Below are 12,034 nucleotides of genomic sequence, written 5' to 3' on the forward strand. Positions count from 1 at the left end.
GCGCGCCCCGGCGCGGCCCGGCCCGGCGCGGCGCGGCGCGGCGCGACCCCGCGATCTTGCACTTTGTGTTGGGGATATGCGGCATTCGCGGTATAGGCGGGGACAGAAAGTGCAAGATCGGCGGGCGGGCGGGTGGAGGGGCGCGGGCGCGGGGGCCGGGAGGGGGTAGGGGTTAGGGGTTGGGGGTGAAGCCTTGGGGGAGTTCCAGGCGGTGCTTCGCCAGCAGGGGGGCGTCGTTGAGCAGGGTGCGGGTGGGGGCGTCGGCGACGATCCGGCCGCTGTCCAGGATCACCGAGCGCTCGCACAGCTCCGCCGCGTACGGCAGGTCGTGCGTGACCATCAGCAGGGTCACCGGTAGGCCGCGCAGGATCTCGGCGAGCTCCCGCCGGGCTGCCGGGTCGAGGTTCGACGACGGCTCGTCGAGCACCAGGATCTCGGGGTGCATGGCGAGCACGGTGGCGACCGCCACCCGGCGGCGCTGCCCGAACGACAGGTGCTGCGGGGCCCGGTCGCGGTGCTCACCCATCCCCACCGCCGCGAGCGCCTCGTCCACCCGGGCGGCCAGCTCGGCCCCGCGCAGACCGAGGTTTGCCGGCCCGAACGCCACGTCCTCCGCCACGGTGGGCAGGAACAACTGGTCGTCCGGGTCCTGGAAGACGATGCCCACCCGGCGGCGTACCTCGGCGAGGGTGGCCCGATCCGGCGTGACCGTCAGCCCGCCCACGCTCACGCTGCCCTCGGTGGGGGCGAGGATGCCGTTGAGGTGCAGCACCAGCGTGGTCTTGCCGGCGCCGTTGGGGCCGAGCAGCGCCACCCGGTCGCCGCGCGGCACGGTCAGGTCGACCCCCTGAAGGGCGACGTGCCCGTCCGGGTACGCGTAGCGAACGCCCCGAACGTCGAGCGAGACAGCGGTCTGCACGACACCGATCATGACAGCACGACGGCGGTGGCGGCGATGGAGGCCGCCACCACCGGCACGGTGGCCGCGACCAGCCACTGGCCGACGCTCGCCGCGCCCTCGCCCTGCCACACGGCGGGCATCCGCCCGGTGTAACCCCGGGACAGCATCGCCAGATAGACCCGCTCGCCGCGTTCGAAGGCGCGCAGGAACAACGCCCCGATCCCGGCGGCGAAGCCGCGCAACTGCCACAGGAAACGCGGGTCGTCGCCCCGGGAGATCCGGGCGACCCGCATCCGCCGCGCCTCGCCGACGAGCACGTCCAGGTAGCGCAGCATGAACGTGGCGATCTGGGTGAGCACCTGCGGGCAGTGCAGCCGGTCCAGCCCCACGATCAGGTCCCGGGTGGTGGTGGTCGCGGCGAGCAGCAGCGAGGCGAGCACACCGAGGGTGCCCTTGGCCAGGATGTTCCACGCGCCGTGCAACCCGTCCTCGGACAGCCACAGGCCCAGCACCTCGACCCGGTCGCCACTGCCGAGGAACGGCAGGGCGACGGCGAACAGCACGAACGGCAGCTCGATCAATGCTCGGCTGAGCAACCACCGTGGTCCCACCCGGGCCAGCGCCGCCACCAGCGCGACCAGCACGGCGTACGCGCCGAAGGCCCAGAACGCCTCGCGCGGGGTGGCCACCACGGCGAGGGTGAAGACCACCATCGCCACGATCTTGACCTCGGGCGGGAGCCGGTGCACCGGCGAGGCCGACTCGCGGTACAGCACGTGCCGGTGACCGGCTCCCATCCGCGTGCCTCCTGCTCAGTTCGTTGCTGTGGCGCGGGCCGCCGTGGCGTCGCCCTCGGTGGTCGTCGACGCGTCACCGTCGGCCGGCGTGCCGCCTCGACGACGCAGCAGCCAGAAACCGCCAGCCCCGATCGCGAAGGTGACCAACACGCCGAGCACCCCGGACAGGCCGGTGGAGACGAAGCTGTTCGTGACACCCCGTACGCCGTAGTCGGCAAGCGGGCTGTCCCCCAGCTCGTGGTCCTTCGCCTGCTGCGCCGGGCAACTGCCGGCGACGATGGTGTCGTCGGCGTCGACGGTGCAGCCCTTGAGCAGGGACGAGTCCAGCCCGTCCGGGTGGGACGAGGCGTAGTTGCTCACCACACCGGCGAGCAGCAGGGCGACAAGCAGGCCACCGGCCAGGAAGGCCCAGGAGCGGTTCTTCATCGGACACCTCCGGCGACCGGGACAGCGGGGGTGGTGGGCGTACGCAGGGAACGCAGCGCGTACACCAGATCGGGGCGCACCTTGGCGACGGTCAGCACCGTGGTCGCGGTGATCAGGCCCTCGCCGATGCCGATCAGCAGGTGGGTGCCGGCCATCGTGCCGGCCAGGCCGGTCAGGTTGCTGCCCAGGTCGGTGGTGCCGCCGAGCCAGTACTCCAGGATGAAGCCCTGCGACGCGACCACCACGCTCAGCATGGCCGCGACGAAGGCGGTCACGGCCAGACCTGCGGGCGTGCGGGGCAGCACCCGCAGGAGCAGCGCGATCAGCACGTACGCCGCGGCGGTGCCGAGCAGCGCCATGTTCGTGATGTTGAGGCCGAGCATCGCCACGCCGCCGTCGCCGAAGATCAGTGCCTGTACGACGAGCACCACCGACACGCAGAGCGCGCCCACCCACGGGCCGACGAGCATGGCGGCGAGCGCACCACCGAGCAGGTGGCCGCTGACACCGGCCGTGAAGATCGGGAAGTTGAGCATCTGGACCGCGAAGATGAACGCCGCCACCAGGCCGGCCATCGGGGCCAGCCGGTCGTCCAGGTCACGCCGACCGCGCAGGACGCAGGCGGTCAGCGCGGCAAGAGCGAGGGCAGCGAAGATCGCTGCCACGGGACCGTCGATGATCCCGTTCGAGATGTGCATCGCCAGTGTCTCCACGCGACCTCCCACGCGTCAGCGGGCCCGGACCGGGCCGGCGAGGCTCAGCCTATTTCCCGGGTCCCGTTGTTGCCATAGTCTGGCAACAACGGGAGGTGATGATCACCTTTCCCGCAGGTGACGAGCCGAAGGCACCAGCGGCGACGGCACCTGCAGACGCGGCGGTAAGGTCGGGCCATGACCGCGCCCGACCGCCTCTCCCCCGGTGACCCCGCGCCCGACTTCACCCTCGGCACCGACACCGGCGACCAGCTCTCCCTCGCCGACCTGCGCGGCCGCAAGGTCGTCCTCTACGCCTACCCGGCCGCGATGACCCCCGGCTGCACCAAGCAGGCCTGCGACTTCCGCGACTCGCTCGCCTCACTCCAGGCCGCCGGCTACGAGGTCGTCGGCATCTCCCCGGACAAGCCGGAGAAGCTGGCGAAGTTCCGAGAGCGCGACGCGATCACCTTCCCGCTGGTGTCGGACCCGGACAAGGCGGTGCTTGTCGCCTACGGCGCGTACGGCGAGAAGCAGCTGTACGGCAAGACCGTCACCGGCGTGATCCGCTCGACGTTCGTGATCGACGCCGACGGCAAGATCGAGCGGGCGCTCTACAACGTCAAGGCCACCGGGCACGTCGCCAAGCTCCGTCGCGACCTCGGCCTGGACTGACTGTCACATTCGGCCATTACTTTCCGTGAATGGCCCGATACAAATACACCCCCGAGGTGCTCGCCACCGCGGCCGCCGCCGCGCGCAACGTCACCGACGTGATGCGGTTGCTCGGCGTACGCGTCAGCGGCGGCTCGCACGCGCACATCAGCCGTCAGCTCAAGAGGTTCGGCATCGACACGTCGCACTTCACCAGGCAGGCACACAACAAGGGGCGGCGCGGCGAACGGCGCATCACGTCCGCACAGCTCCTGGTCGTGCTGCCGGACGGCTCCCGCCGGACGCCCGGCACACGGTTGAAGTGGGCGCTGGGCACGATCGGCGTGCCGGAGGAGTGCGAGGGTTGTGGGGTCGGGCCGGTGTGGCGAGGCGGCCCGCTCGTCCTGCACGTCGACCACATCAACGGTGACTTCCTCGACAACCGGCCACCGAACCTGCGGATCCTCTGCCCGAACTGCCACAGCCAGACGGCCACCTACGCGGGGCGACGGAAGCGGGCCTTCGATCTCCCCGACCTGGCGATACCGACCGATGGGGAGGAACGCTACGACGGGGTGGCTGGCCGCGATCGTGGCCCAAAGATCGTCGACCTGTTCGGTCGGATCGACGCCCAGCAGGTGACGGCCGTGGAGGCGGCACGGCAGTTGGGCTGGACCCCGGCGTATCTACACAAGGTCCGGCGACGGCTGGAGCAGGACGGCGTGTTGCGGCCACGCCCGAACCGCAGTTGGCGTTCGAGGGCTCGTCGGGACGCGGTGATAGAACAGGCGCTGGCGCATCCGGATGCCGGGCCGAAGCGGCTGTCCGCCATCCTTCGCGGTCTGCCGGTCGGGGCGTGCAGAGTTGGTCACGGCACGATCTCGACCATTCTCAGGGAGGCCGGGCTCAACACCGTCGGAGCCAGACGCTCTAGACTCAGGGAGTTGGCGGGAGTGGCGTAACGGCAGCCGCGCAGGTCTTAGGAACCTGTATCCGGAAGGATGTGGGGGTTCGAATCCCCTCTCCCGCACAGGTCAAGAACACCACCTGCTGGGCGGCACGGCGGCTGTCGGGCGCGTCACTGTCGAGGGCTGCGGACGTCGTCGTGCGGGCAGGATGGCCAGCGTGAGTCTGCGCTTCGTCCTCGACCCCGACCTGACCCCGCGGCTGCGTGCCGAGATCGTCGACCTCTGGGTGGACGTCAGCAACGCCGGCGGCGCGGTCGGCTTCGTACCGCCGGTCAGCACCGCCGACGTGCAGGTCACCGCCGGTCCGACCTTCGCCGGCATCACCGACGGACCGGACCGGCTGCTTGTCGCCTACTCCGGGGGCCGGCTGGTCGGCATGCTGATCTTCAGCGACAACCGCTTCCCGCTCACGGCGCACTGGCGTGTGCTGAAGCGGGTGATGGTCCACCCGGACACCCAGGGCACCGGCCACGGCTCGGCACTGATGGTGGAGGCTGCCCGGCTGGGCCGGACGTTCGGCCTTGAGGCGCTGCACGTCACGGTGCGCGACGGTCTGGGGTTGGACAAGTTCTACGGGCGCCTGGGTTTCCGGGAGGTCGGCCGGTTGCCGGGCGCGTTGCGGTTGGCCCCCGATGACGACCGGGACGAGGTTCTGATGTGGCTCGACCTGACTGTCGTCGACTGAGCGTCAGCCCTCGCACCACCGGGCGTTCGCCCGGGCCGAGCTGCTGGTCGGCGCCTCGGTGGCCGGCGCGCTCGTCTGCGCCACCTCGACCTGCCGACGAGCGGGCGTCGGCGTGACCGCCGGTCTCTTGCTCGGCGGACGGGTCGACGCGGACGGGCGCGGGGTCGGCCCGCCGCCGGGTGCGTACATCCGGACCGTGCTGTTCTGCACCTGGCCCGGTGCCATCCGGATGCCGCTGACGGTGACGCGCTTGCCGTACACGTCGCTGACCCGGAGGTTGAACGGGCCCGGCCCGGCGCCGGAGGCGATCAGCCAGTAGTTGTAGTCCTGCCGGGCGGCCGACTGCCAGGGGCCGCTGTCACCCTGCCGTACCTCGACGGACCGCAGTGGGTTGCCGTGGTTGCCGACGCGGACGGCGAACCACCACTGCGACGCGCCCTCCTTGATCCGGAAGGTGAGTGGTCCGGGCAGCGGCGGGTTGACCACCGCGCGGTAGGTGACCGGGACGAGGCCCTGGACCGGGTCGGCGATCCGGGCGAACGCCTCGCGGGACAGGTCGAGGTGGCCGGGTTCGCACTCCGGGCACTGGTCCATGATGAGCACCCGGACGGTGCCCTTCGGGCCGACGACGTCGAGGAAACCGCCGCAGGCGGCACCGGTCGAGTATTCCGTCGGGCCGAGCGCGACGTAGAGCCGGTTGGCCGGGGCGGCCGGGTTGGAGCAGTTGCCGCCGGCGCCCTTGGAGTCGTAGAAGGTCGCCTTGCCCGTGTGGGTGGCGGTGCCGGTGGGCGGGGCGGCGGCGAGTGTCCGACCGGCGGCGCAGGCCGGTGTGGAGCCGGAGCGCAGGGTGAGGGTGAGCCCGAGCGCCGCCGCGAGGACGGTGACGCCGGCGGCGACCAGCCAGGGCTTCGCCCCGGACGGCGGCGCGGGCCGGTCCTCCGGCGGATGGTCCAGGTCGATGGCGATGTCGACCGTGCTTCCGTCCGTCACGACGGCGATGCTGCCGGACCTGGGCGTGTGCGGACAAGCGGGCTAAGCCAAAGCTAAGACAGTGTCGACGGACGGTGACTGAGAGGTGCCGACCGCGGTCAGGGTGCGACGACGACCGGGGCGCCCACCGCCAGGGGTCCACTGTCGAGCGGGACCAGATTCAGTCCGAAGAGGAGTTTCTGCCCGATGTTGCGGTGCCGTCCGAGGGTGCGCAGCGGCTCTCTGGTGCGTACCCCGGTCTCCTGGTCGGTGGTGGTCACCACGCAGCGGCCGCACGGCCCGGCGGCGCGGAACATCCGGTCACCGACGCGCAGTGGCCGGCCGACCCACTCGTCCTCGGCCCAGGCGGGCGCGCCGCCGACCACCAGGTTGGGTCGGAACCGGGTCATCGGCACAGGCTCCTCCCCCACCTCGGCCAGCCAGTCGTTGAGGACGTCGAGGGACGCGGCGTTCGCCAGCAGCAGCGGGTAGGCGTCGGCGAAGCTGACCTGGTCCCCGGTGTCGTGGTCGCGGGTCCCGGCGGCCAGGTGGCGGGTGGGCTGGGCCAGCCAGACCAGCCGGACCTGTCGGCCGAGCAGCGCGCCGAGCCAGTCGTCGGCCGGTTGGCCGGCGGCCAGCGCGGGGACCGGGAACGCGCGGCTGCGGAAGGTGCGCACCGCTACCGGTTCGCCGCCGGCCGGCTCGGGCACGTCGAGGTCGGGCTGCCCGTCGGCGCGCAGCGACAGGCCGCCGGGGCGCACGTCGGCGCACAGGCCGACGAGCCGGGTGGTGTCCCGTTGGGTGACGCCGACGCCGTCGGCGTCGACGACCATCCAGCGCCGGTCGCCGGCCAGGCCCCAGGGGTGCACGAACGCGCCGTCGTGGTCGAGCCGGTGGCAGCCCTTGATGGGGTACGTGTGAATCGAGGTCAGCCGCACCCGGCTACCATGCCACGCCGATCCCGTCGCCCGGATACCAGTGGTTGGCTGGGCTCTCCCGGTAGGCGAGGAACCGCCGCCCGGTGCGTTCGGCCTGCTCGGCGAGGACGTTGGTGCTTGTGACGTTGTCGGTGAGCAGGATCGCGCCCGGGGCGAGCTTGGCCTCCACGGCGTCGAACTCACGCTTCTCGTGGGCCCGGCTGTGGTCGCTGTCGTGCAGGAACAGGTCGACCGGGCGGTCCAGCGCGCCGATCGAGGCGATGGAGTCACCGATCACCAGGTCGACGACCTCCGACCACGGTGCCACCCGGGCGAGGTAGCCGGCCTCGGGGTTGATGTCCAGCGAGGTGACCCGGCCCGGGTGCCCCTCCTGCGCGTTGCGCAGCAGGGCGGACGCCAGGACACAGGTGCCCAACCCCTTGTCCACGCCGGTCTCCACCACGTGGGCGGGTTTGGTGGCCCGGACGATCGCGTACCAGCCGACACGTCTGGCGTAGCGGACCTTCCTGTCGGCGAGACCGCGGCGGGCCGCGGTGGCGGTGGCCTGCTCGATGTGGTGCCGCAGCACGTCGTCGGACTCGATCTCGGCGACGTAGCCACGGACCTGTTGGACCGGGATGTCGCAGACGACGCTGACGAACCAGGTCAGGTGGTGACGGCTCAGCGTGGTCAGCTCGTAGGTGTAGTTGTGATGTTCACGGGAGGTGACGAGCCACCGGGCCGAGGCGCGCAGCACCTTGGCGTCGTGGCGGGCGACCCGGGCGAGCCGCTTGGGGAATGCGGCGACGGGTGCGAGTGGAGTACGGGCGATGGCTCGGCGCAACTGCGTGGCGTCCACCGCTGCTTCATATCAGGTTCAGGCAATGGTTGGTGGAAAAAGCCGTTTAGCCAGGATGTGCAGCCGGATGGACCAGACGGGGGTACATGCTGGTAACCCGGAATCAGTAGCATCGCGGCATGCAGTATCGCCAGGAGTACGTGGAACCTCAGACCCAGTTCTTCGACCAGCAGTCGCCGCCCGAGCCGACTGAGGCGCCCCGATCGCGGCGTCGCCGCCCCCGGTGGCAGAAGGTCGCCCTGATCACCTTTCTGGTGATGGCGTTGCTCGGCGGTGGCGGTCTCATCGCGGGCGGGCTCTACTTCCGTTCGATCAATTCCGGGATCGACCGGGTCGACGCGTTCGCCGACGTTCCCGAGGAGGGTCGTCCGCAGGCTGCGGTCAAGGGCGCTCTCAACATGCTGATTCTGGGTAGCGATTCCCGTGATCCGGAGGGCACGACCGGTTCGCGTACCGACAGCATCATCCTGGCTCACATTCCAAAGGATCGATCCAGCGCCCAGCTCGTCTCGATCCCCCGCGACACCTGGGTGCCGGTGCCGCGTTCCAAGGACGGCAACAACGGCGGCCGGGATGCCAAGATCAACGCTGCGTACGCCTGGGGCGGCGTGCCGCTGATGGTGCAGACCGTGGAGAAGTTCACCGACGTCCGCATCGACCACGTCATGATCATTGACTTCGCCGGATTCGTCGAGATCATCGACGCACTGGGCGGCGTCGATATCGACTCGGAGAAGTCGTTCACCTCGATCCACCCGCCGTTCCGCAACTTCAAGCAGGGCATGCAGCGGATGGACGGCGAGGCCGCACTCGACTATTCCCGGCAGCGTAAGCAGTTCGCCGACGGCGACTTCGCCCGCATCCGGCACCAGCAGCAGGTCATCAGGGCAATCATGGACAAGGCGGCCTCCGGTGGCATCCTCACCAACCCGGGCCGGCTCAACTCGTTCGTGAAGGCCTCGTCAAGCGCGGTCTCGGTCGACGAGAAGATGTCCCTGCTGGACATGGCGACCGACCTGCGCAACCTGCGCGGCGGCAACATGACCTTCCTGACCAGCCCGACGAAGGGCACCGGCCGGGTCGGCAGCGAGAGCGTCGTCTTCGCCAACACCGAGAAGGCCAAGTCCTTCTACGGTGCGGTCCGACGCGACGCCGTGCCGGAGATCCTGGCCGCCGGTAAGTAGGGCTTCCAATTGTCCATCCGGCTCTGGCGGCGCAGCTGAGCGGCTCATATCCTGCGATCGCCCGAAGGCGCGACATGTAAGGCCGAGGGTAGTCACGGGGGAGGAATCGATCATGTCACGCCATTCGGCGGTCAGTTATTCGAGCACGCCTGAAGGCGGCGCGCAGCAGGCGGTGGTGCCGCAGCAACAGTCGGCTCCACAGCAGTCGGTGGCCACGGAGGGCGAGCCGGCGAACGACGCGCCGACCGTTGCCGCCATGCCGCGGGTCGAGCGGCCCGACCCAGCGGTGAAGGCAGCGATGGTCCCCGGTCTCGACACGACCGCGGTGCTGCCCTACGCCAGCTCCAAGGCCTCGACCGGCACTCGTTTCCTGCGCGCCTGGATGATGACGGCGCCCGTCGATGTCGTGGCGCTGCTGACTCCGTTGCTGCTGACCCAGAACTACTGGCGCGGGACGCTCGCCAACGCCGCCCTCACGGTGGCGATCTTCGCGGCGGGTGGGCTCTACCGGGCCCGCCGGCACGTCAGCATCCTCGACGAACTGCCGATCCTCTGCGGGCGGTTGCTGGCCTCGGCCGCGGTGGTGGCCATCATCGCGGCCGAACGGCACGCCTCGGTGGAGTACGTGACGAGCTTCATGCGCGGGGTCGCGCTCTCCGCGGCGCTGGTGATCGCCGGTCGTGCGTTCAGCCGCAAGTTGACGATCGTCGCGCGTCGGCGGCGGTGGGTGGAGCACAACGCCATCATCATCGGCAGCGGCCCGATCGGCGTGGAGCTGGCCCGGCTGCTGCGGCGCTACCCCCAGTACGGCCTGCGCTTCGTCGGCTGCGTCGACGCCGCATCCCGTCAGGACCCGGGCGCGGTTCCGCTGCTCGGCACCCTCGACAACGTCGAACAACTGGTCCGGCTGCTGAACTGCGACGTCCTGGTCATCGCCGACCCGGACTGCACGGAGTCCACGCTGATCGCGACCCTGCTCCAGCCCAACACCTCGCGCTGCGACCTCTGGGTGGTGCCGCGCCTGTGGGGGTCCCGGTCCCAGGCGGGCTACCCCGACCACATCGGCGCCATCCCGATCGCCAAGATCGGCGACACGACCCTGTCCGGTCCGCGCTGGGCCATCAAGCGTGCCTCCGACGTCCTCGTCGCCACCCTGGCGCTCATCCTGCTGAGCCCGGTGCTGCTGCTCTGCGCGATCGCCACGTTCATCGACGGTGGTCGGGGCATCTTCTTCTACCAGGAGCGGATCGGCAGGTACGGCAAGCCGTTCAACGTCATCAAGTTCCGCTCCATGCGCCCGGTCGACGAGCAGGAGTCACAGACCAACTGGTCCATCGCGCACGACCGGCGGGTCGGCCCGATCGGGCGGTTCATGCGCCGTACGTCCCTCGACGAGCTGCCGCAGCTGTGGAACATCGTGCGCGGTGAGATGAGCGTGGTCGGGCCCCGGCCGGAGCGGCCGCACTTCGTGGAGAAGTTCTCGGCCGAGTACCCGAACTACGCGATGCGCCACCGGGTGCCCGTCGGCCTCACCGGGCTCGCGCAGGTCAGTGGTCTGCGCGGCGACACCCCGATCTCCGACCGGGCCAGGTTCGACAACTACTACATCGAGAACTGGTCGCTGTGGCTCGACGTGAAGGTGGTGCTCCGGACGGTCGCGGAGGTGTTCCGGGGTGGCGGTCGCTGACGACAGCCACCGGCCGGTCCGGTCGTGACCGTCAGTCGCGTGCGAGGAACGGCAACATCTTCGGCTCGTAACCGCCACCGACGTAACGCGCCGGATCGGCCTGCAACACCGAGGCCAGGAGGGTGCCGACGACATCGCGGAAGTCCGTCGTCGCCTTGAGGTCACCGTCGTCCAGGTCGGTCAGGCTCGGCTGCTCCCCGTAGAGCCCGCCGGCAACCTGGGAACCCAGCACGAGGACGGGGCCGGCGGTTCCGTGGTCGGTGCCGTCGGAGGCATTCGCCCGGACCCGCCGGCCGAACTCGCTGTAGACGACTGTGGTGACCTGTCGACCAGCCTCGGTGCGGGACAGCCGGCCAGCGAAGCCGGTCAGGGCCTGGTCGAGCTGACGTAGCAGGAACTCGTGGCCGAGCCGCTCCGAGGCGTGCGTGTCGAACCCGCCGAGACTCACCGAGTACACCCGGGTCGGGACCCCGGCCTCGACACACTGCGCCACCCGCGACAGCTGCGCGGAGAGGACGTTCGACCCGCCCGTGCTCGTGGCCGGGCTGTCCGGCTGGACGGTGGCCTCAGGTGGCGCGCTGACCGCCTCGGCGTGCCGGATCAGCTGGTCGATGTTGATGAGGTTGGCGTACGCATCCGCAGCCCGCGCCTGCAGCTCCGACTCGCTCGGCTCCCGACGCCCCAGCGCCCCGACCATGTCCGCGGTGAGTCCGGGCGGCAACTTGAGCCCACCGATGCTCACGCAGGCCCCGGTGCGGGTCTCCCCGGCGAGCAGCGGCGGAAGCATGGGCTCGAAGCTGACCGCGGCCTCGGGGGCGGCCTTGGTGCCGTCCAACCACCGGCCCACCCACCCCGAGCTGGTCGGACCACTTGGCGAGGCGGTCTGCCAGATGTCCATGGAGCGGAAGTGGCTGCGGTCCGGTTTCGGGTAGCCGGCGCCGAGGACGACCGCCAACCGCTGCTCGCCCCACAGGGAGCTCAGGCCCTTGAGCATCGGGTTCAACCCCAACGCGTCGTCGAGGCGAAGCACCCGCTCCGGCTTGTAGGCCAGCTCGGGCCGGGCCGAGTGGTAGGCCGAACTCGCGTACGGCACGACCGTGTTGAGGCCGTCGTTGCCGCCGTAGAGCGTGACGATGACCAGCTTGGGCGTCTTACGGTGGTCTTCAGCGCCGGACGCCTCACTTGCCGTCCGCAGCAGGTTGCCCAGGCTCAAACTCGCCGCGCCGGCGACGAGGGCGCTGCCTCCGGCAACCCCCGAGGCCAGGAGGAACCTGCGCCGGGTCACTGCATCCATG

At 70.5% G+C, this 12,034-nt stretch carries 13 protein-coding genes and 1 tRNA gene; 6 read left to right on the forward strand and 8 right to left on the reverse strand.

Annotation, left to right across the window (positions count from 1 at the left end; translation table 11 throughout):
* Positions 1 to 172: 172 nt before the first annotated feature.
* From ACWER9_RS23975 to ACWER9_RS23990, 4 genes are read right to left on the reverse strand one after another with little or no spacing between them, the layout of a single operon-like run.
* Positions 173 to 931 carry an energy-coupling factor ABC transporter ATP-binding protein gene (locus tag ACWER9_RS23975; protein ID WP_452303950.1) on the reverse strand — a complete coding sequence of 253 codons (759 nt, stop codon included), beginning with the start codon at positions 929 to 931 and terminating at the stop codon, positions 173 to 175.
* Positions 928 to 1,698 carry a cobalt ECF transporter T component CbiQ gene (gene cbiQ / locus ACWER9_RS23980; RefSeq protein ID WP_452303951.1) on the reverse strand — a complete coding sequence of 257 codons (771 nt, stop codon included), beginning with the start codon at positions 1,696 to 1,698 and terminating at the stop codon, positions 928 to 930. The genes ACWER9_RS23975 and cbiQ overlap by 4 nt, the downstream gene beginning before the upstream one ends.
* Before the next feature lie 15 nt (positions 1,699 to 1,713).
* Entirely contained in the window at positions 1,714 to 2,124 is a 411-nt protein-coding gene (locus ACWER9_RS23985) for a PDGLE domain-containing protein (RefSeq protein WP_452303952.1), read from the reverse strand.
* Positions 2,121 to 2,837 carry an energy-coupling factor ABC transporter permease gene (locus ACWER9_RS23990; RefSeq protein ID WP_452303953.1) on the reverse strand — a complete coding sequence of 239 codons (717 nt, stop codon included), beginning with the start codon at positions 2,835 to 2,837 and terminating at the stop codon, positions 2,121 to 2,123. Before ACWER9_RS23990 ends, ACWER9_RS23985 begins: the two co-directional genes overlap by 4 nt.
* A gap of 177 nt (positions 2,838 to 3,014) precedes the next feature.
* Here ACWER9_RS23990 and bcp point away from each other — a divergent pair, with 177 nt between their 5' ends.
* The 4 genes from bcp to ACWER9_RS24010 all read left to right on the forward strand — a co-directional run bounded on the left by bcp (position 3,015) and on the right by ACWER9_RS24010 (position 5,123).
* Entirely contained in the window at positions 3,015 to 3,491 is a 477-nt protein-coding gene (gene bcp / locus ACWER9_RS23995; protein WP_357352069.1) for a thioredoxin-dependent thiol peroxidase, read from the forward strand.
* 29 nt (positions 3,492 to 3,520) lie between these two features.
* Positions 3,521 to 4,432, forward strand: coding sequence for an HNH endonuclease signature motif containing protein (locus ACWER9_RS24000; protein ID WP_452303954.1), 912 nt, complete (start codon positions 3,521 to 3,523; stop codon positions 4,430 to 4,432).
* Positions 4,418 to 4,500 (forward strand) — tRNA-Leu (locus ACWER9_RS24005). The genes ACWER9_RS24000 and ACWER9_RS24005 overlap by 15 nt, the downstream gene beginning before the upstream one ends.
* Before the next feature lie 95 nt (positions 4,501 to 4,595).
* Complete coding sequence (locus ACWER9_RS24010) at positions 4,596 to 5,123, forward strand: N-acetyltransferase family protein (protein WP_452303955.1); 528 nt, start codon at positions 4,596 to 4,598, stop codon at positions 5,121 to 5,123.
* 3 nt (positions 5,124 to 5,126) lie between these two features.
* On the opposite strand, the gene ACWER9_RS24015 is transcribed toward ACWER9_RS24010, so the two are convergent.
* The 3 genes from ACWER9_RS24015 to ACWER9_RS24025 all read right to left on the reverse strand — a co-directional run bounded on the left by ACWER9_RS24015 (position 5,127) and on the right by ACWER9_RS24025 (position 7,868).
* Positions 5,127 to 6,113: an expansin EXLX1 family cellulose-binding protein gene (locus tag ACWER9_RS24015; protein WP_452303956.1), complete on the reverse strand. Its 987-nt coding sequence runs from the start codon at positions 6,111 to 6,113 to the stop codon at positions 5,127 to 5,129.
* Between the two features lie 98 nt (positions 6,114 to 6,211).
* Positions 6,212 to 7,030, reverse strand: coding sequence for an MOSC domain-containing protein (locus ACWER9_RS24020; protein WP_452303957.1), 819 nt, complete (start codon positions 7,028 to 7,030; stop codon positions 6,212 to 6,214).
* A 4-nt stretch (positions 7,031 to 7,034) separates the two neighbouring features.
* Positions 7,035 to 7,868, reverse strand: a complete 834-nt coding sequence (locus tag ACWER9_RS24025) for an O-methyltransferase (protein ID WP_452303958.1) — start codon at positions 7,866 to 7,868, stop codon at positions 7,035 to 7,037.
* Positions 7,869 to 7,987: 119 nt separating this feature from the next.
* Here ACWER9_RS24025 and ACWER9_RS24030 point away from each other — a divergent pair, with 119 nt between their 5' ends.
* Positions 7,988 to 9,052 carry an LCP family protein gene (locus ACWER9_RS24030; protein WP_452303959.1) on the forward strand — a complete coding sequence of 355 codons (1,065 nt, stop codon included), beginning with the start codon at positions 7,988 to 7,990 and terminating at the stop codon, positions 9,050 to 9,052.
* A gap of 256 nt (positions 9,053 to 9,308) precedes the next feature.
* A complete protein-coding gene (locus ACWER9_RS24035) occupies positions 9,309 to 10,739 on the forward strand; it encodes a sugar transferase (protein ID WP_452303990.1) in 1,431 nt (476 codons plus the stop codon).
* A gap of 31 nt (positions 10,740 to 10,770) precedes the next feature.
* Here the strand turns inward: ACWER9_RS24035 and ACWER9_RS24040 are convergent, their stop codons facing one another.
* The gene (locus ACWER9_RS24040; protein ID WP_452303960.1) at positions 10,771 to 12,033 is read right to left on the reverse strand and encodes a DUF1501 domain-containing protein; all 1,263 of its coding nucleotides are present in this window, start codon (positions 12,031 to 12,033) and stop codon (positions 10,771 to 10,773) included.
* Between the last annotated feature and the right edge of the window lies 1 nt (position 12,034).

The organism is Micromonospora sp. NPDC003944 (assembly GCF_053605225.1).